Consider the following 23,541-nt stretch of genomic DNA (forward strand, 5'->3'; position numbering starts at 1 on the left):
CGGACCCGCCGATTCGCTGTGTACGCCCGGGTGTTGCCCCCGGCCCCCGATCACCTCAACGCGTGCTGACCACCACGGTCTTGGCGGCCTTGTCGTGCAGGCCCTGCTTGTACGGCTTGTCGAAGAAGCTCCAACCGCCGCTGATCGCCGTCCAGATGCAGGCGCAGCAGAACGCGAACGGGATCCACAGCACCGCCGCGCGGATCAGGTTGGTCTGCACGGAGGGCGTCGACCCGTTGTCGAGGTTGGCCACCCGCAGGCCCAGCCACTTCTTGCCCAGCGTCTGGCCCGACTTGGAGAGCATCACGGTGTCGTAGCCCATGTACAGCACGGCCGCGGTGAACGACTGCCCGAGCGACTTGGCGTACGACACGTGGTCGGAGTTCAGGTCGTACTCGTGCACGCCGAAGGCCCAGGTGAGCAGCCAGACGAGGATGCCGACGAGGATCATGTCGATGATCCGGGCGAGCGTGCGCCGGCCGCTGTCGGCGAGCGGGGGCATGCCGGCGAGGGGGTCGGTGGGGTACGAGCCGCCGCTGTAGGGAGGCGGTTCACTGCCGAAGGGCGGCGGCTGACTGCCGTACGACGGCGGTTGACTGCCGTACGGCGGCGGGTCGTACGGTGAGCCCGATCCCTGGCCAGGAGGGGGCTGCTTCCTGAACGGGTCGTCTTCCGGCGGCTGCTGGCCGGAGCCCGGAGGCGGTTCGGTACTCATGGCCCGAGTCGACCGCGAACGCCACGTCTCCGCATCCGGCGAGCGGCCGTCCGGGGTACGGAATCCGGTACCCCGGATGCCGTACCCCGCTATCCCGCTACGAACGTATGTGCGGCCTTGTCGTGCCAGCACTGGCGCCAGGGCCGGTCGAACAGACACCAGGCGACACCGACGATCCCGATGCCGAGCACGCCCGGGACGCTGTAGACGAGCCAGCGGCGCAGCGCCCCGCCGAAGCCGGGCGGCTCGTGGCTCTCGATGCCGCGCACCTCGAGACCGCAGAGCTTCTTGCCGAGGGTACGGCCCCACTTGGCGGTGGGCAGCGCCTCGTAGAGGACGCCGAAGAGGAGGAGTACGGCCAGGACGATGCCGAGGTAGGCGCCCGTGGTGCCGTCCAGCAGCCAGACCGTTTCGGTACGGCCGGAGAGCTTGGCCGCGTCGATCTTCTCGTTGATGTGGTCGGCCGCCTTGGCACCGAGCGGCACGGCTGCGGTCGCGGTGACCGCGCCGAGCACGACGGTGTCGACGAGCCGGGCCGCCAGCCGCTTGCCGAGCCCCGCGGGGCGGGCCGCCGACTGCCGCCGGGCCGCCGCCTGGAACACGTCGTCCACGGGCGGCTTCCAGGGCGCTACGGGCCCGTCCTCGTCCCCCGCCAGCCGGTGCACCTGCTGCGCCCAGGAGGGCTGCCCGCCACCGATGCCGGTGGCCATGGGCATGCCTACGGCCGCCTGCGGCTGCTGCCCCGGCCCGGACTGCTGGGGCACACCGGGGGCGGGCTGCGGGGGGCCGGAGAGAGCCGTGGAAGCGGCGGGTGCGGGCGCCGCCCCGGCGCCACTGCCCGCCTGGGCCTGTGCGGCGGCACGCGCGGCTGCGGCCTTGCCGGCGCCGAAGCCCGGGCCGGAGGGGTCGGTGGCGGGCGGATTTCCGCCCGGCCCCTGGCCACCGGCAGCGGAGCCGGTGCCGGCGGGCCCGTAGCCCGCGGCGGCGGAACCGGCCGAACCCTGCGAGCGGTAGCCTCCGGCGGCCGGATCGGAGCCGCCCGAGCCCTGAGGGCCGGAGCCTGCCCGGCCCGGCGGGCCGAAGCCGCCTGCTGCCGCGCCGGATCCCGTCGAGCCCGGTGTGCCGAAGTCGCCCGCGGTCCCCGTGCCCGTGCCGCCCGCGTTCCCCGTGCTCCCGGTATGCGCCCCCGGTGCCCCGTCCTGTTGGGGGGTGCGCGGGGTGGGGCGGCGGAAAGTGGTCGTGCCCTCGTCGGGGGTGTCCTGGCCCGCGGGGCGGCGGAAGACGAAGGTGCCCGGGTTGGACGGTTCGTCCTGTTGGGCGGGGACCCTCGGGTCCGGGGCGCCCCAGGAGACGTGGTGGTCCCGGGCGCCGCCGAAACCGCTCTGGTGGGCGCGGTCCGCGCCCCAGGCCGACGCCGGCTCGGGGTCCTCGTCGAAGAAGTGCGGCCCGGTCTCCTCGACGGACGGGCCCGCGACGGACGGGCCCGCGCCGGGCGACAGCCCGTCCGACGGCGCCGGGCGGCTGGTGCCGGGCACCCAGGCCGCGCCGTTCCAGTACCGGACGTATCCAGGAATGGACGGGTCCGGGTAGTACCCCTCGCGGGGCCTGTCGTCACCGGGTGCCGGGGTTGGGGCGCTCATGTCCGTCGTCCCGTATCTGCTCGGAGGTCGAATGAGGGTGTCCACATCTATCAGACCCGTGGGACCACCACTGCCCGTCCCGCCGGACCCACCCCTTTCCGGGCAAGCTCGTGCACGGAGTCCACACGCCCCGAAGCCCCGTGACGCCTTCGCGAAGCCTCGCGGAAAAAAAGTTTCCCGAAGTCGCGTAATGCTTGGGGCCGCACGCCCTCTCCACTCGTACGGGCCCACCGCAGGGCCCGTGCGCGAGAGAGGACACACGTCATGCACACAGTGGTAGAGCGGGAGTTGGAGCTGAAGCTGATCCTGTCGCCGGAACGGAGCATTCCCGTTCCGGCCCGGCTCAGCTACCGCACGGATGACCCGTACGCCGTCCACATCTCCTTCCACATCAACTCCGAGCACCCCGTGCACTGGACGTTCGCCCGCGAACTGCTCGTCGAGGGGGTGTTCCGGCCCTGCGGGCACGGTGATGTACGGGTGTGGCCGACGAAGGTGGAGGGGCGCAGTGTCGTCCTGATGGCGCTGAGTTCACCCGACGGAGACGCCCTCCTGGAGGCCCCGGCGGCCCAGGTGTCGGCGTGGCTGGAGCGGACCCTGCGGGTGGTGCCCCCGGGCTCTGAGGCCGAGCAGCTCGGTATCGACGACGGCCTCGCCGAGCTGCTCGCACCGACCCCGGCCGACGACCTGTGGCTGCGCGACCCCTGGCCGTCGGACGAGTCGCGGGACGGGGAGTGAGCCGCGGGGAGGATCAGGTTCGGGTTCAGAAGAGCTTGCCCGGGTTGAGGATGCCCAGCGGGTCGAAGGTCGCCTTGACCGCCCGCTGCATCTCCACGCCCACCGGCCCGATCTCGCGGGCCAGCCACTCCTTCTTCAGGACGCCGACGCCGTGTTCGCCGGTGATGGTGCCGCCGAGTTCCAGGCCGAGGGCCATGATCTCGTCGAAGGACTCGCGGGCCCGCCGGGACTCGTCGGGGTCCTGCGCGTCGAAGCAGACGGTGGGGTGGGTGTTGCCGTCGCCGGCGTGCGCGCAGACGCCGATGGTCAACTGGTACTTCTCCGCGATCCGTTCGACCCCTTCGAGCATCTCGCCGAGCCGCGACCGGGGCACGCACACGTCGTCGATCATCGTCGTACCCTTGACCGCTTCGAGCGCGGTGAGCGACAACCGCCGTGCCTGGAGCAGGAGTTCGGACTCGGCCGCGTCCTCGGCGGGCACCACCTGGGTGGCCCCGGCGGCCTCGCAGAGGGCTCCTACGGCGGCCAGGTCGGCGGCGGGGTCGAGCGTGTCGAAGGCCGCGAGCAGCAGCGCCTCCGTCGTCTCCGGCAGTCCCATGTGCGCCAGGTCGTTCACGGCCTTGACGGTCGTACGGTCCATCAGTTCGAGGAGGGACGGCACGTGCCCGCCCTCCATGATCCGGCACACGGCGTCGCACGCGGCTGCCGCGGACCCGAACTCGGCGGCCAGCACCAGCTGTTGGGGCGGCTGCGGCTTCAGCGCCAGGACCGCCTTCACGACGATGCCGAGCGAGCCCTCGGAGCCGACGAACAGGCGGGTCAGGTCGTACCCGGCAACCCCCTTGGCCGTACGGCGCCCGGTGCTCATCAGCCGTCCGTCGGCGAGGACGACGTCCAGGCCGAGGACGTACTCGGCCGTCACCCCGTACTTCACGCAGCACAGCCCGCCCGAGGCGGTGCCGATGTTGCCGCCGATGGTGCACATCTCCCAGCTGGAGGGGTCGGGCGGGTAGCAGAGGCCGTGTTCGTTGACCGCGCGGGAGAGGGTCGCGTTGATGACGCCCGGCTCGACGACCGCGATGCGGTCGACCGGGCTGATCTCCAGGATGCGGTCCATCTTCGTCAGGGACAGCACGATGCAGCCCTCGGAGGCGTTGGCCGCGCCCGACAGGCCGGTGCGGGCGCCCTGCGGGACGACCGGGACGCGCAGTTCGGTGGCGACGCGCATCACGTGCTGGACGTGTTCGACCGTGCGCGGCAGCACGACGACGGCCGGGGTGCCGGACGGGCAGAAGCTCGCCATGTCGTTGGCGTACGAGACCGTGACGTCCGGGTCGGTGAGGACGGCCTCGGCGGGCAGCCCGGTCAGCAGGCGGTCGAGCAGGGTTCCGGTGTCGTGGTCGCGAGGCGCTTCGATACGGCTCATGATCACAGCGTCGCACTCGCGGCCATCGGTGTGAACCCCGTCCGCGCGCGGCTTCGGCTGCCGGGGCACGGTCGTCGTACTGACGCAGAGTGAGCGCCATGGAGAACGAACAGCGGAGCCCGGGTACGTCCCTGGTGGCGGAGGCTCGCAGGCGCCGCTCCCCCGTTCTGCGGCGGGTGCTGATCGCCTCGGTCGCCGGGTGTGCCGTGGTCGGCGGGCTGCTGTGGCTGCTGCCCGAGGAACCTCGTCCGGCGCCGCCGCCCGCGCCGGGACCCAAGGCGCAGGCGCTGACCGCCGTCACCGCGGGGGTACCGGCCGCGCTGCCCGACCTGGCCGCGCTGATCGGCGACCGCGAGGCCCGGGTGCGGGCCGATCCGCGGGACGCGCGGTCCTGGGCGGTGCTCGGGGTGGCCTATGTGGAGCAGGGGCGGCGGACCGGGGACGCCCTGTACTACCCGAAGGCCGACGACGCCCTCCACACCTCGCTGAAAGTGCGGGCCAAGGGGAACGACGCGAGCGCCGTGGCGATGGACGGCCTGACGGCCCTGGCGAACGAACGGCGGGACTTCCGGGCGGCCCGGACCTGGGGCGAGGCCGCGGTGAAGCTGGCGCCGAAGCGGTGGACGACATATCCGCTGCTGATCGACGCGTACACCGGCCTCGGCGACTACAAGGCGACCCGGCGGACCCTCGAAAAGCTGCAGGAGCTGCACTCCGGGCCCGCCGTGATGGCGCGGGCCGCCGAGGTCTACCGCGACCGGGGCTGGCGCGAGGACGCCGCCGCCCAGCTCGCCGACGCGGCGGCCGGGGCGACCGCGCCCGCCGAGCAGGCGGCCTGGTGGCAGCGGGCCGGCCAGCTGGCCTGGGAACGCGGGGACCGGGAGGTGGCGCTACGGCACTTCGAGGCGGCCGTACGGATCGATCCCGACCAGCGGGAGGCGCTCGCCGGGGAGGGCCGGGCACTGGCGGCACTGAGCCGGACCTCGGAGGCGCTGAACGCCTACCAGGTCGCCCTCGCCAAGCAGCCGACCCCCCAATACGCCCTGGAACTGGGTGAGTTGTACGAGTCACTGGGCCTCACCCAGGCGGCCCGGGTGCAGTACGACACCCTGCAGACCCTGGCGACCCGGAACGCGGCCGGCGGTGTCGACGACGAGCTGGTGCTCGGCGTGTTCGAGGCGGACCACGGGGACGCACAGGATGCCGTACGGCGGCTGCGGGGCGAGTGGGCCCGGCAGCCGGGGATCGCGGTGGCGGACGCGCTGGGGTGGGCGCTGCACCGGGCCGGGCAGGACGCGGAGGCGCTGAAGTTCGCGTCGGTGGCGACGGACCGGGTGCACGGGGGCGGGGTGCGGGACGCGCTGTACGCGTTCCATCGGGGCATGATCGAGCGGGACTTGGACAAGACCGCCGCCGCGCGCCGGCATCTCCAGGAGGCGCTGCAGATCAACCCGTACTTCTCGCCGCTGCGGGTGCCACTGGCCCAGGCCGCGCTGGCGACCCTGGGCGAGCCGCCGGCCGAGCCCTTGCCCTCGGACAAGGAGCCGCAGGACAAGGAGCCGCAGGAGAAGGCGGGTTGAGCCGTCGGCGGATACCGCGGCTACGGCTTCTGGCAGAGCGAGAACCGGCGTGCCCCCGCCTCCCCCGACGCGAAGCCCATGCACAGGCGGGTGTCGGGCTTCGTGCGGACGGCCAGACCCTCCGGTTCGCGGTAGGTGAGGGAGTAGCCGGCTTCCGTGCGGGACTGCTGGAGCAGTTCGCCGGTGCGGATGTCGAGGCAGGAGACGTAGGTGTTGCCGTGCTTCGCGGGCGGGTTGGTGGTGGAGTTGTAGGCGGTGCCCGCGAGTTGGTAGAGGTGGTCGCCGTCGAGGGCGTAGCCCTGGAACGGGATCGCCGAGTCCGGGTGGGCGCCGGTCTGCGCTATGTCGGCGAGTGGTGTGGCGTAGTCGCGGGCGACGAAGGCGTCCAAGTCCCAGACCCGGTACCGGGGTTGGTTGGCGATGCGGTAGCGGATGGCGATGCGGTTCGAGGCCGTGCAGACCGTGGGCTGGTTGTTGGTGGAGTTCGCGATCGGCTTGCGGATCGCGACGTCGGCTGCCGTGCGGACCGCGCCGTTCGCGAAGTGGAAACGGGTGACGGCCTGGCCGTAGGCGCCCCCGGAACCGGCCTTCGCGGCGGCCTCGGTCCAGATCCAGACGTCTCCCTCGGGGGTGTTCTGCACGCCCATGCTGACCCCGTGCCCGAAGCCCTGGAGGTGCATGTGGCCGAGCAACTTGCCTGTGTGGTCGAGCTGGTTGAGGCAGAGGTTGCCCGCGTCGGCGCCGCCCTGTCTCAACTGGAGGACGTACAGGCGCTGGTGGACCTCGTCGAGGGCGAACGACTGGAGGACCGTGGGTTCGTGCAGGGTGCCCTTCTCCCACAGCCAGCGCACTGCCGGTGCGGTCAGGTCGATGGGCGCGTCGGCCACGGTCCTCCCAAGTCCCTTGCGGGACCTGTGAGTTACAGGTTGCCCCGCTTTTCCTGCTCCCGCTCGATCGCCTCGAACAGGGCCTTGAAGTTGCCCTTTCCGAAGCCCATCGAGCCGTGCCGCTCGATGAGTTCGAAGAACACCGTAGGACGGTCCTGGACCGGCTTGGTGAAGATCTGGAGAAGGTACCCGTCCTCGTCGCGGTCGGCGAGGATCTTCAGTTCGCGCAGGGTCTCGACGGGGACGCGGGTGTCGCCGACCCACTCGCCGAGGGTGTCGTAGTACGAGTCCGGGGTGTCGAGGAACTTGACCCCGGCCGCGCGCATCGTCCGTACCGTCCGCACGATGTCGTTGGTGTTGAGCGCGATGTGCTGGACGCCCGCGCCGCCGTAGAACTCCAGGTACTCGTCGATCTGGGACTTCTTCTTGGCGACGGCCGGCTCGTTGATCGGGAACTTGACCTTCAGGGTGCCGTCGGCCACGACCTTCGACATCAGCGCGCTGTACTCGGTCGCGATGTCGTCGCCCACGAACTCCTTCATGTTCGTGAAGCCCATGACCTTGTTGTAGAAGCCGACCCACTCGTTCATGTGGCCGAGCTCGACATTGCCGACGCAGTGGTCGATGGCCTGGAACGTGCGGTGGGCGGGGGCCTCGACGAGGGGCTCGGCCGGGGCGAAGCCGGGGAGGTAGGGGCCGTTGTAGTCCACGCGCTCGACCAGCGTGTGGCGGGTCTCGCCGTAGGTGGCGATCGCGGCGAGGACGACCTTGCCGTGCTCGTCCTTCAGCTCGTACGGCTCGGCGAGCGAGCGGGCGCCGTGCTCGACGGCGTAGGCGTGGGCGGCGCGCACGTCCGGCACCTCGATGGCGAGGTCGACGACGCCGTCGCCGTGCTCGGCCACGTGCCGGGTGAGGAACTCGCCCCAGGGGGTGGCGGGCTTGATGACGGAGGTGAACACGAAGCGGGCGGAGCCGTTGGTGAGCACGTACGAGGCGGTCTCGCGGCTGCCGTTCTCCGGTCCGGAGTAGGCGACCAGGGTCATGCCGAAGGCCGTGGAGTAGTAGTGCGCAGCCTGCTTGGCGTTGCCCACGGCGAAGACGACCGCGTCCATTCCCTTGACCGGGAAGGGGTCGGCCTGCCGGGCGGTGTCGGGAGTGTGGTGAGTGGTCTGGGTCATGAGCGCAGGCTCCCCCTCCCCGGCAAGGTGCGCAATAGTTTGCGTTTCCGCTGGGCAGCTTGTTCAGTGGTACGACCGTTTCGGCGGCCTTTCTGTACAGGATGACCATCCTCGGAGGCGGACACCATGGGGATCGATCAGCTCGACGGCCGGATCATCGTGCTGCTGGCCGAGGAGCCGCGCATCGGCGTACTGGAGATGTCCCGGCGGCTCGGGGTCGCCCGGGGGACGGCGCAGGCACGGCTGGACCGGCTTCAGTCGAATGGAGTCATCCGGGGGTTCGGTCCGCAGGTGGATCCGGCGGCCCTCGGTTATCCGGTCACGGCGTTCGCGACGCTGGAGATCCGGCAGGGGCAAGGGACGGACGTACGGGCGCACTTGGCGACCGTGCCGGAGGTGCTCGAACTGCACACGACCACCGGCAGCGGGGACATGCTGTGCCGGCTGGTGGCCCGCTCGAACGCCGATCTCCAGCGGGTCATCGACCGGGTCGTCGGTTTTGATGGCATTGTCCGGGCCGCCACCGCGATCGTGATGGAGAACCCCGTTCCGCTGCGGGTCATCCCGCTGGTGAAACAGGCGGCGGCGGAGCCGGAAGGGACGACCTGGCCGACGTAGGGGTGTGGGCATGTGAGCTTCTGGGAGTACCTGGGCAACCGGCATCAGCAGCTGCTCACCGACGCCTACCAACACGCCAGCGCGGTCTTCCAGTGCATGGTCGTGGCCACGCTGATCGGCGTGGTGCTCGGGGTCGTGACCTACCGGACCGAGTGGGCGGGCAACCTCGCCACCACGGCCACCTCGACCATTCTGACCATTCCGTCGCTCGCCATGATCGGTCTGCTCATTCCGATCGTGGGGCTCGGCGTCCCGCCCACGGTGATCGCGCTGACCCTGTACGGCCTGCTGCCGATCGTCCGGAACTCGATCGTGGGCCTGCGCGGGGTCGATCCGTCCCTGGTGGACGCGGCGAAGGGCATCGGGATGTCCCGGCTGATGCGGCTGGCGCGGGTCGAACTGCCGCTGGCCTGGCCGCCGATTCTGACCGGAATCCGGGTCTCGACGCAGATGCTGATGGGCATCGCGGCCATCGCGGCGTACGCCTCCGGGCCCGGCCTCGGCAACGAGATCTTCCGCGGCATCGGCTCGCTGGGCAGCAAGAACGCCCTCAACCAGGTGCTCGCGGGCACGCTCGGGATCATCGTCCTGGCGCTGCTGTTCGACGCCGCGTACGTCCTGCTGGGACGGCTGACCATTCCCAGGGGGATCCGTGCCTGAGCGATCCGTGCCCGAGCGATCCGTGCCCGAGCCGGCGCCCACGACCTCCGGTGCCTCCATCGAGCTGGAGAACCTGACCAAGCGGTATCCGGGCAGTCCGCAGCCGGCGGTCGACAGCGTCAACATGGAGATCAAGGCGGGCGAACTCGTCGTCTTCGTCGGGCCCTCCGGCTGCGGCAAGTCCACGACGCTCAAGATGATCAACCGGCTGATCGAACCGACCGGCGGCCGGATCCGCATCGGCGGCGAGGACGTCACCGACATCGACCCGGTGAAGCTGCGCCGCAAGGTCGGCTACGCGATCCAGTCGAGCGGTCTCTTCCCGCACATGACGGTCGCCCAGAACATCGCGCTCGTCCCGAGGATGATCGGCTGGTCGAAGTCCCGGATCAGGGACCGGGTGGAGGAGATGCTCGACCTGGTCGGTCTCGACGCCGGTGAGTTCCAGGGCCGTTATCCGCGCCAGCTCTCCGGCGGGCAGCAGCAACGCGTGGGCGTGGCACGGGCGTTGGCGGCCGATCCGCCGGTGCTGCTGATGGACGAGCCGTTCGGCGCGGTCGATCCGATCACCCGCGACCACCTCCAGGACGAGTTGATCAGGCTCCAGCACGAACTGCACAAGACGATCGTCTTCGTCACCCACGACTTCGACGAGGCGATCAAACTGGGCGACCGGATCGCCGTGCTGCGCGAACGCTCGCACATCGCCCAGTTCGACACCCCGGAGGCGATCCTCACCAACCCGGCGGACGACTTCGTGTCCGGGTTCGTGGGCGCCGGGGCCGCTCTGAAGCGGCTGAACCTGACCCGCGTACGGGATGTGGCGATCACCGACTATCCGACGGTCACGGTGGACGACCCGCTCCAGACCATCTTCGACAGGCTCAGGGACAGCGGCACCAACGAGATCCTGCTGCTCGACAAGCGCGGCCGGCCCTACAAGTGGCTGCGGCGCGGCGACATGATGCGCGCCAAGGGGTCACTGGCCCGGGCCGGCACGCTGGTCAGCGACACGGTGACCCGGGACGCGACACTGCGGGACGCCCTGGAGGCCGTGCTCACGGACAACGCGGGGCGGGTGGCGGTGACCGGGCGGCGCGGCGAGTACACGGGCGTCGTCGACATGGAGACGCTGATGAACTCCGTGCACGAACTCCTGGAGGCCGACCGGCTGGAGGCGATGGAGGCACAGCACGAGCTGGAGGAGGCCCGGGCCCTCCAGACGCACGCCGAGCAGGAGGGCGCCGGAGGGGAGCGGGACACGTGACCACCACTCCCGAACTGGACGAGGAGGAGTCGGCGGCGGAGGCCCCCGTGCCACCGACTCCCCCCAAGCGGCGCATCACCTGGCAGAAGCTGACGATCCTGCCCGCGTTCCTGGTGGCGGTCCTGCTGGCGACCTGGCTGTGGTTCGACCAGGCCCACCTGGACGCGATTTCGGAGAACGCGCTCTCCAACGGGCAGGTGAGCAAGGCTCTTTGGCAGCATGTCCAACTGACCGTGATCTCCACGTTCTTCGTGCTGATCATCGCGATCCCGCTGGGCATCCTGCTGACCCGCGGGGCGTTCCGGAAGGCCGCCCCGGTGGCGATGACCTTCGCCAACATGGGCCAGGCGACCCCGGCGATCGGCCTGTTGGCCCTGCTGGTGATCTGGCTGGGCACCGGGGAGAAGGCGGCCCTGATCGGCATCATCATCTACGCCGTCCTGCCGGTCCTCTCCAACACCATCGCGGGCCTGAAGGCCAACGACCCCACGCTCCTGGAGGCCGCCCGAGGCATCGGCATGTCCCAACTCGGCGTCCTGGCAAGGGTGGAGCTGCCCCTCGCGGTCCCGCTGATCCTGGCCGGTGTCCGAACCGCCCTGGTCCTCAACGTCGGTACGGCGACCCTGGCGACCTTCGGCGGGGGCGGCGGCCTGGGCGTACTGATCACCACCGGCATCACCACCCAGCGGATGCCCGTCCTGGTCCTCGGTTCCATCCTCACGGTCAGTCTCGCCCTGCTCGTGGACTGGCTGGCGTCGCTGGCCGAACTCCTGCTGCGGCCACGGGGATTGGAGGCGGGCGCGTGAAACGCACCTGTCTGGTGACGGTCGGTGCGCTGATCGTCGTCTCCGGCTGCGGACTGACCAGTGGCTCCCCGATGGTCGACGACGTCAGCCCCGGCACGGTCGGGCGGGGCGAGCCCCTCAAGGGCGCCCATCTCACCGTCACGTCAAAGGAGTTCACCGAGCAGCTGATCCTCGGCGCGATGATGGGCATCGCCTTCCAGGCGGCCGGCGCGGATGTCCTCGACCGGACCGGCATCCAGGGTTCGATCGGCGCGCGGGAGGCCGTCAAGTCCGGTGACGCGGACGGGATGTACGAGTACACCGGCACCGCGTGGATCACCTACCTCGGCAACAGCAAGCCGATCGCCGACCCGATGAAACAGTGGCAGGCGGTACGGGACGCGGACCTGAAGAACGGCCTGACCTGGCTGCCTCCCTCCGACCTCAACAACACCTACGCGCTGGCCATGAACCAGGCCAACTTCAAGAAGTACGGCACGAAGACGCTGTCGGACGTGGCCGCGCTGGCGAAGAAGGACCCGGGTGCGGTGACGGTGTGCGTGGAGAGCGAGTTCGCCAACCGCGCGGACGGACTGCCCGGCATGGAGAAGGCGTACGGCATGGACATCTCGGCGAAGAACATCACGCAGATGGACACCGGGATCATCTACACCCAGGTGAAGAAGGGGAGTTGCACGTACGGCGAGGTCTTCACCACCGACGGCCGCATCAAGTCGATGAGCCTCGCGGTGATGGCCGACGACAAGAAGTTCTTCCCCAACTACAACGCGGCGCCCGAGATCAACACGAAGGCCCTGAAGAAGTGGCCGGCGATCGCGGAGGTCCTCGCCCCGGTCACGAAGAAGCTGAACAACACGGTGGCGCGGACGCTGAACGCGAAGGTGGATGTCGACGGGGAGGATCCGCATCAGGTGGCGTTGGACTGGATGAAGGCGGAGGGGTTGGTGAAGTAGCCCTGGGGGGCGGTGACTTACAAAGAAGGAGTTGCAAAGAAAGTGTTGCAACTGATCCTTTGCAACGCTACCTTTGTACGCATGCCGGAACAGCCCGACTTGCGGAAGCTCGACGCCCGTTCGCTGCGCGGACTCGCCCATCCCCTGCGGATGGAACTGCTCAGCGCGCTACGGCGGAACGGCCCCGCCACGGCGTCGATGCTCGCCGAGCGGCTGGGCGAGTCCAGCGGTGCCACCAGCTATCACCTGCGACAGCTCGCCACGCATGGCTTCGTCGAGGACGCGCCGGAGCGGGGCAAGGGGCGGGAGCGTTGGTGGCAGGTGGTCAACCAGGGCATCTCCATGGAAGAGGATCTGCACCAGAGTTCGGATCCGTCGGTGCGCGGAGCGGCCGAGGTGTTCCTCCAGGAGCTCGCCACGCAGCACGGCCGCGAGCTGTCGGCATGGCTGGCCACCCGCGACCAGTGGTTCCCCGCATGGTCGGACCACGCGATGGACCTGAGCGACTGGGAACTACGCATGACCCCGGCGCTCTCACGCGAACTCATCGGCAAGATCCACGAGTTGCTCAGAAGCTACAAGGACAACGAGGCAGCCGAAGACGACCCGGAAGCGGAGCAGGTCCGCCTCCACTCGCATGTCTTCCCCATCACCACAGAGCGAAGGAAACCCCAGTGATCGACCCTGAGAGCCACCTCGCCCTGCACCACACTCGAGCCGCCGAACTCCGTGCCCAAGCCGCAGCCCACCGCCTTGCCCACGCGGCCAGGCCCCCGCGCGAATTCCGAACCCGCCTCGGCTGGACCCTCGTGGAGCTGGGTCTGCGTCTCGCCGCGACTGCTCCGAGGCCCGCTGTCGTCTAGCAGCCCGGCACGGAACCCTTGCCCGACTCCAGCGCCTCCAGGGCACTGACCGCGCCCTTCAGCGAGGTCACCGCGACCAGTCGTAGGCCCTTGGGCAGTTCGGACTTGGCGTCCGAGCACTCGGCCTTCGGCACCAGGAACACCGTCGCCCCGTCGCGGCGCGCGGCCTGGGTCTTGAGGGCCACTCCCCCGACCGCGCCGACCGTGCCGTCGGTGCCGATCGTCCCCGTACCGGCGATGACGCGACCGCCCGTGAGATCGCCCCCGTCGCCGTCGCCCTTCAGCTTGTCGATGATCCCCAGGGTGAACAGCAGACCCGCGCTGGGGCCGCCCACGTCGGCGAGCGTGAGCGTGACCTTCACCTTCTTGTCGCTGAGGTTCAGATAGTTGAGCGCGGCCGTGGTCGCGTCGTCCTGCGACTCCTGCATCTGCTCCGTGTTGTGCTGCTCGATCTCCTTGACGCTGTTGCCGCTCGGATAGACCGAGTCACGGGGCATGACCGCTCGATCGGTGCGGAACCAGCTGTCGATCACATCGCTCAAGGAGACATGCTGATCGGGTCCGGTCGCCTCGATCGTCGTCATGCGCAACTGGCCGCTCGTCGTGCGCACCGGCGCCCCGGAGATCGTGATCACCGGGGTGCCCCGGTTCTCACCGAGCACGTTCGCGGTCAGACCGGGCTGCGCCAGCGAGAACGGCAGCGGCGCGAAACCCGCCGCGGCGAGCAGCGCCACGACGGGCAGGGCACAGACGGCTACGGCCCAGGGGCGCGTGAGGCGAGAGAGGAGCACGGGATCAATCTAACGCGACGGTCACTTTCGGCCGGGCGCCGGTCACCCCACGCCCGTCAACGGCCTCAGCGCAGCGCGTCAGCGACCTCCCGCGCCGCGTCCACGACTCTCGGCCCCACCCGCTCGGGCACGGCATCGGCCAGCATCACCACACCGACGCTGCCCTCGACCCCCGTGACCCCGAGCAGCGGAGCCGCGGCACCGCTCGCGCCCGCCTCCAACTCCCCGTGCGTCAGCGTGTATCCGGGCTCGTCCGCCGCCTGGTGCCGGGCGGCGAGGATCGCGCGACCCGCGGCTCCCTTGTCCAGGGGATGGCGGAAGCCGGCCCGGTAGGCCACGTGGTAGTCGGTCCAGGTCGGCTCGACCACCGCGACGGCGAGGGCGTCGGCCCCGTCGACCAGGGTGAGATGAGCGGTCGCCCCGATGTCCTCGGCCAGCGACCGCAGCGCGGGCAGCGCCGCCTCCCGTACGAGGGGGTGCACCTGGCGGCCGAGCCGCAGCACCCCGAGCCCGACCCGGGCCCGGCCGCCCAGATCACGTCGTACGAGAGCGTGCTGTTCGAGGGTGGCCAGCAACCGGTACACGACGGTCCGGTTGACGCCCAGCTTGTTGGACAGTTCGGTGACGGTCAGCCCGTGGTCCGTATCGGCCAGCAGTTTGAGGACGCGCAGTCCCCGGTCGAGCGTCTGGGAGGTCTCCGCGGTCACGACGCCCACTCCTTAAGTGGTGAGGTCGGCGGCCCCCTCGCGGCGGATGCGTCACAGAGTCCCGTCAGTGACGCGCTTCAGAGGCCGCCGATCGGCGAGGCGGCCCGGCTTGTCCGGGCCCAGTCGCTTCACGGCTGCGCTCCGCGGCGGCGCTGCCACGGGGCGTGTGCGTAGCGGGACACTAGCGAAGGGGGTTCGCTGAGCGGAAGTCTCCGTCCAGAATCCGGGCACTGACTGGTACGGACCGGTTCACTTGATGCCGTTATGCCCCGTCCCGGGGATCGATTCACCGGCCGACGGCGAGTGGGGGGTGCTGGAGGATGGGGTCATTTCTAACCACTGTCGCCGAATTTGACTGGTTAGAAATGACCCCAGCTTCCAGAGAGTGCAGGGTCGGATGGGTCACTTCATGCGCGTGGCCCACTCCTGGACCTTCGCGATGCGCTGGCGCAGCTGCCCGGCCGTGGCCTCGGCGCTCGGCGGGCCGCCGCAGGTGCGGCGCAGCTCGGTATGGATGACGCCGTGCGGCTTGCCGGTCTGGTGGACGTACGCGGAGACCATGGTGTTGAGCTGCTTGCGCAGCTCCATCATCTCCTTGTGCGAGACGACGGGCCGCCGCTCGGCGGGCAGTTCGAGCAGGTCGGCCTGGTCGTCCGGCTTTCTGCGGCTGTGCGCGATCTGCCGGGCCTGCCGCTTCTGCAGCAGCATCTGCACCTGGTCGGGTTCGAGGAGTCCGGGGATGCCGAGGTAGTCCTGCTCCTCCTCGCTCCCCGGGTGCGCCTGCATGCCGAACTCGGCACCGTCGTAGAGCACACGGTCGAAGACGGCCTCGGACTCCAGCGCCTCGAAGGCGAACTGCTCCTGCTCGCCGGTGTCCTCGTCCTGCTCCTTGTTCGCCTCGTCCATCTCCTTCTCGGACTCGGCGTACGGGTCCTCCTCGCCCTCCTTCTTGGGCTTGTCGAGGGCGTGGTCGCGCTCGACCTCCATCTCGTTGGCGAAGGTGAGGAGGTCGGGGACGGTCGGGAGGAAGACGGAGGCGGTCTCGCCGCGCCGCCGGGACCGCACGAAACGCCCGACGGCCTGGGCGAAGAAGAGGGGGGTGGAGATGGTGGTGGCGTAGACCCCGACGGCGAGCCGAGGCACGTCGACGCCCTCCGACACCATCCGCACGGCGACCATCCACCGGTCGTTGCTCGCGGCGAAGTCGTCGATGCGCTTGGAGGCACCGGTGTCGTCCGACAGTACGACGGTCGCCTTGCTGCCCGTGATCTCGCGGATCAGCTTGGCGTAGGCGCGCGCGGAGTCCTGGTCGGAGGCGATGACGAGCGCGCCGGCGTCCGGGATGCCCTTCCTGACCTCGGTCAGCCGCTGGTCGGCGGCGCGCAGCACGCTCGGCATCCACTCGCCGCGCGCGTCCAGCGCCGTACGCCAGGCCTGACTGATCGCGTCCTTCGTCATCGGCTCGCCGAGCCGAGCGGCGATCTCGTCGCCGGCCTTGGTCCGCCAGCGCATGTTGCCGCTGTAGGAGAGGAAGATGACCGGCCGGACGACGTGGTCGGCCAGCGCGTTGCCGTAACCGTAGGTGTAGTCGGCGGAGGACCGCCGGATCCCGTCGTTCCCTTCTTCGTACGTCACGAAGGGAATCGGATTGGTGTCCGACCGGAACGGCGTACCGGTCAGCGCGAGCCGCCGAGTGGCCGGCTCGAACGCCTCCAGACACGCCTCGCCCCACGACTTCGAGTCACCGGCATGGTGGATCTCATCAAGAATCACCAGCGTCTTGCGCTGCTCGACGCGGTTGCGGTGCAGCATGGGCCGCACGCCGACGCCGGCGTACGTGACGGCGACCCCGTCGTAGTCCTTGCCGAGCGGCCCGGCGCTGTACTCCGGGTCGAGCTTGATCCCTATCCGCGCGGCGGCTTCCGCCCACTGCTTCTTCAGGTGCTCGGTCGGCGCGACCACGGTCACCTGCTGCACGACATGGTGGTGCAGCAGCCAGGAGGCGAGGGTGAGCGCGAAGGTCGTCTTACCGGCGCCCGGGGTCGCGACCGCGAGAAAGTCCCGTGGCTGCTCCTGGACATACCTCTCCATGGCCCCCTGCTGCCAGGCGCGCAGCTTGCTGGCGGTGCCCCAGGGGGCGCGGCCGGGGAAGGCCGGGGAGAGGTGGTGGGTGTTGGCGGAGGAGGCGGCGGTGGTAGTCACGGTCTCCGTTTGGTTGGTAGGGCGGCTCGGCTACGTATGACAACCGGGCCACCCTACCGGCGGGCCGCCGGTGTCAACGTGCGGACGACGCCGGGGCGGGCGGGGATGGGACTGAGGTCACAGAGCAGACGACGGAACATCGCCGGAGTTCCCCGTTCCCCTCTGCGCATCCTCAGAGTTCCGCGCTACGGCTGCTGACCGCTCCTTGGCGCTCACCCGCACCCGCGTGGTCACCCACGCCCCCACCAACGCCACCCCCGCCATCGGCAGAAACACGGCGGCGAACGCGGCCGGATGCGAGCTGCCCGCACCCGCCGAACCGACCGCATGCGTGACCGTGCCGCCGCCCAGGGCGCCGAAGGCCGCGCCCCCGACGGAAAGGAGAACGACGTTGGACAGCCCGTCGGAGATCTGCAGCGCGGCCGAGTTGGACCCCGCCTCCTCCGGCGCGGAGAGCTGGAGCAGCAGCACGCTGGTGGAGGACATCACCAGCCCCATCCCGAAACACCCGAACCCCCACGCGACGGCCACGATCCACACGGGGACCGTATGGATGAGGACGCTCGGAGCCGTGGCGATGGCACCCGCCACCAGCACCATCCCGAACGTCATCAGCCGTTCCCGGTACGGCTCGACCCGCGCTCGTGCCTGCACCCACGACCCCAGCGCCCACGTCCCGCCGCCCGCCGCGAGCGAGAACCCGGCCAACGTCGGCGACAGCCCCCGCTGGGTCACCAGCATCAACGGCACGAAGGACTCGGCCGAGATGAACGTCCCGGCCCCCAGCCCGCGCAACAACACGACCGAGGGCAGCCCCCGCGCCGCCCGGTACGTACCGCGCGGCAACAGCCCGAGCACGGCCGGCACGAGCAGCGCGAGGCCCGCGGCAGCGGGGACCAGCGAGAACCAGCGCAGATCCTGGGCGGCGTACTGAAAGAGCCCGGCACCCAGGGAGATCCCGAGAGCGAGCCGAATTCGACGCCGGTCGAAGGAGCCGGGCGGCTGCTGGCCGCGCTCGGACACGGGCCCGGCGGCCCGCCGCCGTATCTGAGGCAGGGCAAGCGCGAGCGGAAAGACGACAAGCACCGGAATCCCGACGAACACCCAACGCCAGCCCAGCTGTTCGGTCACCGCGCCGGCGGCGAGCGGCCCGACGACGGACGGCACCACCCAACTCGCGGCGAACGCGGCCACGATGGCGGGCCGCAACCGCTCCGGATAAGCCCGCCCGATGACAACGTACAGAGCGACAATGACCAGCCCACCACCCAGCCCCTGCACGGCCCGCCCCAGGATGAACACCCACATGACCTGGGCAGTCCCAGCGACCAGCAATCCCGCGGCAAACGCCCCGATCCCGGTGGTCAACGCCCCGAGCGGCCCCCGCCGGTCCGACCACTGCCCGGCGGACACCATCCCGAACAGACTGGTCGTGAAGTACCCGGAGAACGCGAACGCGTACAACGACACCCCGTCCAGCTCCCGAGCCGCGACGGGCATGGCCGTCCCCACGGCGGTCGCCTCGAAGGCGATCAACAGCACAACGGACACGATCCCGACACTGAGCGCCCGATACGACCGCCCCAGCACCCCGTCACGACACTCATCGGCCAGGTCAGGTGCGGTATCCGTGACATCGGCGTCACGCGGTTCGAGGACGGTCATGCGGGCCAGCGTAAGGCTCATCCGCCGACTTGACCCCTGTCGAAAGACGGTCCACCGTTGAGACCTTGGTCGTACGACCGCTGCCCCCCACTCGACCATTCATGAACGCGGTATGGCAGTCCCGTTGCACGCCCCCCGGCCCTCTTGTTCCGGCCCACCGCCCGGCTCTACGGTCAACTCACCAAACACGGCCGTGTGCCCGAGTGGTTCAGGGACTCGCCTGCAAAGCGAGTTACGCGGGTTCGATTCCCGCCACGGCCTCCAGTGCCTGACCAGGCAAAACAAATGGGCGGCACCCCGCAGAGATGCCGCCCATTTGGTCATCCGTCTCAGTTCCCGTCTCAGTTGGTCGCGACGGGACATGCACGGTGCTGAGTGCACTCCCGGTCGGTGATGGGCTTCGGGGCAGGTGGAGTGCCGCAAAGCAGTTGTGCTGTATCCGACGGTCTCTTCACTATGAACCATGGCATCTAAGAGCCGCAGCCAGAGGAAGCGCCAGAGCCGCCCGGACCCGAGGCTGCAACACACCTTCCTAGCCCAGGACACCCCCGCCGGTGGAGTCTTGCAGCACGCCCACCCAGCCGGCTCGCTCGTCGCCCTCGTACAACCAGTAGCCCTGGACGACGGAACAATACTTCACTTCCCTTCACCAAATTTTGTCGCCTTCTATCTCGTCGAATCGAAGCGACATTCGGATAGAGGTGAGAGGCTCCGAAATCGAGCTCTGGCCGATGTGCGCGTCAACTCGTCTGGCGATCGGACCATCAATAATCAGGAGCTAGCCTTTGACTGCTTTTCCGAAATGGTCAGCGCCGTTCTGCTTGCCTACGCCGCAGTAGAAGCACTGCTAAACGACCTAATCGGCAAGCTTCCCGAGGAGGCCACACTAGACAAGGAGAACGCAAAAGGCGAAACAGTCAAGCTAGGTAAGCAAGATATGGCACTCCGCCTATCAACCCCAGAAAAGCTTGACAGGGTCGCCCCCCTAGCCACCGGCCAGAAATCCATAAAAGGTACCGTCTACTGGGCGAAATTTCAGCGCCTTCGCAAGATGCGCGATGCCCTAGTCCACCTTAAAGGAAACGGTTATTCGAACGATCCAGTCCAGACGTCAGAATACGGAAAATTGCTTCGCGGTGAAGCCAAAGATTGCGCACTTGACGCTATCGCGATTGTTGAAATAATCACTCCAGGCTACTTGTCAAACGTGGCTCGTGAAGCCTTGGGAATCGCAATACTTAACGCTGACGCGTGACAGAAATGATCGGGCCTAGAACCGGATCCCAAAACCGGCAGAATTCCATGGCATCTGACCAGGTCAGATGCCATGGAATTCTTCAGGCTCGTGGTCAGCAGGAACGCTGATTAACGGGCAGTGGCGTCGTCGTCATCATTCGGCCGGTCAGTCTCGGGCTTCCAGATCAGACCGTCCACCTGCTTCGCAATGTCCGTCCGTACGGCGTCCACCATGTGTTGATAGCGGGCCGCCATGGCTGTGGTCGACCATCCCATGAGGCCCATGACGGCCCGCTCCGGAACACCGAGGATGAGTAGAACCGTGGCAGCCGTGTGACGCGCGTCGTGCAGTCGCCCGTCGCGGACCTTTGCCTGTGTCAGCAACGCTTTCCACTCACTCCAGTCCCTACGATGGGACGGGCTACGGCCGTGCTCATCCGGGAAGACCAAGCCGTTCTGTTCCCAGCTCTTGCCGGCCGCTTCCCGCTCCGCTTCCTGCGCCTTGATGTGCGCACGGAGAAGGTCAACGAGTTGTTCAGGGAGGCCGACCGCCCGGCGGCCAGCGCGTGACTTGGTGACGGACAACTCCGGGTTGATCCGTCGCTTCTGCGGGCAGTACCCGGCGGCCTTGCGTCCACAGGGCTCGGGGCATCCGTGGGCGTACTGAGGCCGATGACGACTACGGCGAACAACTAGGAACCCACCGGCAAGATCCACGTCATTCCACTTCAGTCCCAGCACCTCCCCTTGGCGAAGTCCGAGAGCGAGGGCGACGGCCCACCGCGCGGAGTTGCGGTGTTGTTCAGCGGCTTTCAACAGCCGCTGTACCTCTTGGACGGTGTAGGGCTCCACCTCGTGATCCCCCGTCTTGGGCGCCTTGGCCAACTGCACAGGGTTCTTGCCGAGATGCCCGCGCCGCACCGCCTCATTGAGCGCGGTCCGGAAGGTGCGGTGCACCTGGTGAGCGGTCGCGGGCTTGCTGCCGTTGGCCTGCATCTTGGCGTAGAACACCTCGATGTGTTCGGGCTTGAGCCTGTCGAGACGGTGGGCGCCCAAGCCTGGAATGAGGTGCTTCCGGACGGCCACGCGGTACCCGACCATCGTGTTGTCGTTCACGGCGAGGGGCGCGACGTTCTCAATCCAGTGGGTCAACCACGCCTTGACCGTCCACGCCTTGCCGGGCTTCCGCACGGTCTTGGCGTCTCGCTGCTTCTCCAGCTCTCGGACAGCCTCCGCTACCTCAGTCTTGGTCTTGCGCTCGACATGGCGGCGGTCCGGCGTGCCATCGTCGCGTACGCCCACGGTGACACGGCCGTGCCATTTGCCGTCCTTACCGAAGTAGATCGAGCTTCGGCCGTTCGGCTGTCGGGTGCGCTTCTTCTTGTCCTCTGCCACAGGCAGACTCCTGCTTCTTTCGTGTCGGGATGGAGACCGGGGCGGCGGGCTGTCCTGTCCGGGAGTGCCGCCGCCCCGGGCGTCGTCAAGCGGCGCGTTGGGCGGTGCGGAGACGGGTCGCGTACTCGGCCGGCGCGTCGATCGGGACCCGGCGAAGTCCACCGACCATGACGGACTCCAGTTCTCCGGTGCGGATGAGCCCGAAGCACGTGGTCCGGCCGATACGGAGTCGGCGGGCAGCCTCTTTGACGGTGAGGAAGACCAGGGTCGGGTCGTCGTCAGCGGGAATGTCGGGGGTCTCGTGTTCGTCCATGGCTCACTCCTGTGAGGCTGGTTCAGGGACAGGTGCCGCCGCACAAACCGCAAAATCCGCAGAAATACCGGGGAGAGTCACTGACCTGCGGTGTTGTGGTGCGCAGGTGGTGGTGGGTGGTGCTCCGCAGAAATCCGCGATATTCCGCAAAAATCAGGGGCGGGCGTCAGCCGGTCCCCGGCGGTTGGGTGGTGCTCGGTTTTTTGCGGAATATCGCGGGATTGTGTGGCGGGCCCCGGTCGGGATGGGGCCGGGGGTCCCGTCGCAGGTCAGCGGGGTGTCCGGGGGTTATTGCGGATTTTGCGGTTTGTGCGGGAGGGGTTGAGGGCGCGGCCCGGTCACCGGCCGCCATGGCGCAGGGCGGGGTGGGCCAAGAGGCGGGGAGCCGGGGGCCGTCCGCGCTTGCCGGTCTTCTCGGGTTGGTACGAGCGCACATATCCGTGCTCTTCCAGCAACGCCAGGGCGGGTTCGAGGTCGGCGACGGTGGGGACCTCGCTGCGGGACAGGACGGTGAAGACGTCCCGCCGGCTGACGTCCTCCCACCCGTTGTCCCTCAGCGCTTCCAGCACACTGCGAGCACGGCCAACGACCGGGTCGGCGCCCATGGCGTCGAACACGGCGAGGGCGTGGGCGGTGTAGTACTCCCCCAGCTCGATGGCCGCGTTCATGGTGACCTCGGTCACCGGGTGGGCATAGCCGTTGCCGCCGTGTTCGGCGAGGTGCAGCAACGCGGCCATGCGGGCGGTCGCTCCGACCAGTTTCCCAGCCCAGTCAGCGATGTGGCCCAGCTTCCCGCCGCGTGACTTGAGCCACGGTTCGACCCGTTCCTGATATGCGATCAGGGCCGCGTCCGCCTCGGGGGTGAGCTGGATGAGCGCCGGGTCGGTCCACCCCGCGAGGGACAGGGTGAGGTCGATGACCCTCGCGGTGTAGGTGGCGGCCGTCTGCTCGGGGACCGGGTCGGTGATGACCTTCCGGTCCCCGACCGTCGACACCGGCAGCGAGTACAGGAAGCGACCCAACAGGCCTCGCCCCTTCCCGCCCTTGATCTTCCCCATGTCCACCAGCACATCGGGCTGCACGGCCAAACCCATGGTCAGGGCGGGGGCGTCGACGTACTCGCGGCGGGTCTGCCGGTTCACCCTCAGACGGCCCCCGGCATGGCCCTTGAGGAAGACCTCCATGTTGGGACTGCCGGAATAGCGGCCGGCGATGATGTCGAAGATTCCGCCCTCATCGCTCATCACCGACAACCGGCCGCCCTGTTCCGCGATGAGCGAAGTGACCGTCTCCGGTGTGCAGTCGTCCGCCAACAGGAGGGGTTCGGCCGGCACGGTGAGGGTGTCGGCGGTCTGCGCGAGGCCGATGGCGGTGGCCACCATCTCGTCGCGCTTATCGCCGTCGGCGGACGCGGCCCGTGTGGTGGCCTTGTCCGCCGCTTCCTTCGCCATCCGTGCCGTCAGCTCCGCTTCCACGATCATGGGCTTCATAGCCGCCTGAAGCTGCTTCTCCGCCTCGTACAAGGGGTCGGTGAGCAAGCCGAAGACGGCGGACTTGCGGGTGCCGGGCGGAAGAGCCACCACGGTGAAGAGGTTGGTGGGCTCACGCCAGTTGCCGCGCACGTGAACCACCGACCGGCCGCCGGCCGCCGTGGCGAGCACGGCGAGGGCGATCGATCCGGCGAGGTCTGCCGGGGTCTGCGTCTCTTCCGCGACGGCCGCCACGAACTCCCCCAACCAGGCGGGGAAGACGTGGGCGGGGAACGCGGGTCGCTCGCGGCGGCCGGTGAGGGGAATGGGGTCCTCCCACACGTCCAGTACCGCGTCGTCCTCGCCGGGGTGTTCCAGGGTGGGCAGCCCGACCCACAGATCGGGGCTGTCCACAGGCTGTGGAGTCATGAA

The 23,541-nt window shown here is 69.1% G+C and carries 22 protein-coding genes and 1 tRNA gene; 11 read left to right on the forward strand and 12 right to left on the reverse strand.

Annotated features, from left to right (window positions below; genetic code table 11):
* Positions 1-55 precede the first annotated feature (55 nt).
* Together OC490_RS29490 and OC490_RS29495 are read right to left on the reverse strand one after the other, a co-directional pair.
* On the reverse strand, positions 56-715 hold the full coding sequence (locus OC490_RS29490) for an RDD family protein (protein WP_262061053.1): 660 nt from the start codon (positions 713-715) through the stop codon (positions 56-58).
* Between the two features lie 89 nt (positions 716-804).
* Entirely contained in the window at positions 805-2,355 is a 1,551-nt protein-coding gene (locus tag OC490_RS29495) for an RDD family protein (RefSeq protein WP_262061054.1), read from the reverse strand.
* A 264-nt stretch (positions 2,356-2,619) separates the two neighbouring features.
* Between OC490_RS29495 and OC490_RS29500 the strand changes: the two genes are divergently transcribed.
* Positions 2,620-3,093 (forward strand): SsgA family sporulation/cell division regulator, encoded by a 474-nt coding sequence (locus tag OC490_RS29500; protein ID WP_019065934.1) that lies wholly within the window; start codon positions 2,620-2,622, stop codon positions 3,091-3,093.
* Between the two features lie 25 nt (positions 3,094-3,118).
* Here OC490_RS29500 and OC490_RS29505 read toward each other — a convergent pair whose 3' ends face one another.
* On the reverse strand, positions 3,119-4,525 hold the full coding sequence (locus tag OC490_RS29505; RefSeq protein WP_262061164.1) for an FAD-binding oxidoreductase: 1,407 nt from the start codon (positions 4,523-4,525) through the stop codon (positions 3,119-3,121).
* Between the two features lie 92 nt (positions 4,526-4,617).
* Here OC490_RS29505 and OC490_RS29510 point away from each other — a divergent pair, with 92 nt between their 5' ends.
* Positions 4,618-6,099, forward strand: a complete 1,482-nt coding sequence (locus tag OC490_RS29510) for a tetratricopeptide repeat protein (RefSeq protein WP_262061055.1) — start codon at positions 4,618-4,620, stop codon at positions 6,097-6,099.
* 20 nt (positions 6,100-6,119) lie between these two features.
* On the opposite strand, the gene OC490_RS29515 is transcribed toward OC490_RS29510, so the two are convergent.
* A complete protein-coding gene (locus OC490_RS29515) occupies positions 6,120-6,986 on the reverse strand; it encodes a Teichoic acid biosynthesis protein C (Precursor) (protein ID WP_262061056.1) in 867 nt (288 codons plus the stop codon).
* 32 nt (positions 6,987-7,018) lie between these two features.
* Positions 7,019-8,164: a 4-hydroxyphenylpyruvate dioxygenase gene (hppD, locus tag OC490_RS29520; RefSeq protein WP_262061057.1), complete on the reverse strand. Its 1,146-nt coding sequence runs from the start codon at positions 8,162-8,164 to the stop codon at positions 7,019-7,021.
* Between the two features lie 126 nt (positions 8,165-8,290).
* Between hppD and OC490_RS29525 the strand changes: the two genes are divergently transcribed.
* From OC490_RS29525 to OC490_RS29555, 7 genes are all read left to right on the forward strand, one after another.
* A complete protein-coding gene (locus OC490_RS29525; RefSeq protein WP_262061058.1) occupies positions 8,291-8,782 on the forward strand; it encodes an Lrp/AsnC family transcriptional regulator in 492 nt (163 codons plus the stop codon).
* 12 nt (positions 8,783-8,794) lie between these two features.
* Positions 8,795-9,442, forward strand: coding sequence for an ABC transporter permease (locus OC490_RS29530; protein WP_262061059.1), 648 nt, complete (start codon positions 8,795-8,797; stop codon positions 9,440-9,442).
* 22 nt (positions 9,443-9,464) lie between these two features.
* Entirely contained in the window at positions 9,465-10,709 is a 1,245-nt protein-coding gene (locus tag OC490_RS29535; protein WP_262061165.1) for a betaine/proline/choline family ABC transporter ATP-binding protein, read from the forward strand.
* Entirely contained in the window at positions 10,706-11,515 is an 810-nt protein-coding gene (locus OC490_RS29540) for an ABC transporter permease (protein ID WP_410099119.1), read from the forward strand. Before OC490_RS29535 ends, OC490_RS29540 begins: the two co-directional genes overlap by 4 nt.
* Positions 11,512-12,468: a glycine betaine ABC transporter substrate-binding protein gene (locus OC490_RS29545; protein WP_262061060.1), complete on the forward strand. Its 957-nt coding sequence runs from the start codon at positions 11,512-11,514 to the stop codon at positions 12,466-12,468. The genes OC490_RS29540 and OC490_RS29545 overlap by 4 nt, the downstream gene beginning before the upstream one ends.
* 81 nt (positions 12,469-12,549) lie before the next feature.
* Positions 12,550-13,146: a helix-turn-helix domain-containing protein gene (locus OC490_RS29550; protein ID WP_262061061.1), complete on the forward strand. Its 597-nt coding sequence runs from the start codon at positions 12,550-12,552 to the stop codon at positions 13,144-13,146.
* Positions 13,146-13,331 (forward strand): hypothetical protein, encoded by a 186-nt coding sequence (locus tag OC490_RS29555; protein ID WP_262061167.1) that lies wholly within the window; start codon positions 13,146-13,148, stop codon positions 13,329-13,331. The genes OC490_RS29550 and OC490_RS29555 overlap by 1 nt, the downstream gene beginning before the upstream one ends.
* Here the strand turns inward: OC490_RS29555 and OC490_RS29560 are convergent.
* The 4 genes from OC490_RS29560 to OC490_RS29575 form a co-directional block, all read right to left on the reverse strand.
* Positions 13,328-14,122 (reverse strand): S16 family serine protease, encoded by a 795-nt coding sequence (locus tag OC490_RS29560; protein ID WP_262061062.1) that lies wholly within the window; start codon positions 14,120-14,122, stop codon positions 13,328-13,330. The two genes, OC490_RS29555 and OC490_RS29560, sit on opposite strands and share 4 nt — an antisense overlap.
* A gap of 65 nt (positions 14,123-14,187) precedes the next feature.
* The gene (locus tag OC490_RS29565; protein WP_262061063.1) at positions 14,188-14,829 is read right to left on the reverse strand and encodes an IclR family transcriptional regulator; all 642 of its coding nucleotides are present in this window, start codon (positions 14,827-14,829) and stop codon (positions 14,188-14,190) included.
* A 402-nt stretch (positions 14,830-15,231) separates the two neighbouring features.
* Entirely contained in the window at positions 15,232-17,031 is a 1,800-nt protein-coding gene (locus tag OC490_RS29570; RefSeq protein ID WP_262061064.1) for a DEAD/DEAH box helicase, read from the reverse strand.
* A gap of 117 nt (positions 17,032-17,148) precedes the next feature.
* The gene (locus tag OC490_RS29575; protein WP_262061065.1) at positions 17,149-18,696 is read right to left on the reverse strand and encodes an MFS transporter; all 1,548 of its coding nucleotides are present in this window, start codon (positions 18,694-18,696) and stop codon (positions 17,149-17,151) included.
* A 189-nt stretch (positions 18,697-18,885) separates the two neighbouring features.
* Between OC490_RS29575 and OC490_RS29580 the strand changes: the two genes are divergently transcribed.
* Both OC490_RS29580 and OC490_RS29585 read left to right on the forward strand, forming a co-directional pair.
* A tRNA-Cys gene (locus OC490_RS29580) sits at positions 18,886-18,960 on the forward strand.
* Between the two features lie 199 nt (positions 18,961-19,159).
* Positions 19,160-19,951 carry a hypothetical protein gene (locus OC490_RS29585; RefSeq protein ID WP_262061066.1) on the forward strand — a complete coding sequence of 264 codons (792 nt, stop codon included), beginning with the start codon at positions 19,160-19,162 and terminating at the stop codon, positions 19,949-19,951.
* Between the two features lie 110 nt (positions 19,952-20,061).
* Here OC490_RS29585 and OC490_RS29590 read toward each other — a convergent pair whose 3' ends face one another.
* The 3 genes from OC490_RS29590 to OC490_RS29600 form a co-directional block, all read right to left on the reverse strand.
* Positions 20,062-21,327, reverse strand: coding sequence for a tyrosine-type recombinase/integrase (locus tag OC490_RS29590; protein ID WP_262061067.1), 1,266 nt, complete (start codon positions 21,325-21,327; stop codon positions 20,062-20,064).
* 85 nt (positions 21,328-21,412) lie between these two features.
* The gene (locus tag OC490_RS29595) at positions 21,413-21,640 is read right to left on the reverse strand and encodes an excisionase family DNA-binding protein (protein ID WP_262061068.1); all 228 of its coding nucleotides are present in this window, start codon (positions 21,638-21,640) and stop codon (positions 21,413-21,415) included.
* A 338-nt stretch (positions 21,641-21,978) separates the two neighbouring features.
* Positions 21,979-23,538, reverse strand: a complete 1,560-nt coding sequence (locus OC490_RS29600; protein WP_410099123.1) for a YfjI family protein — start codon at positions 23,536-23,538, stop codon at positions 21,979-21,981.
* Between the last annotated feature and the right edge of the window lie 3 nt (positions 23,539-23,541).

Source organism: Streptomyces sp. STR69 (assembly GCF_024519455.1).
GTDB lineage: Bacteria > Actinomycetota > Actinomycetes > Streptomycetales > Streptomycetaceae > Streptomyces.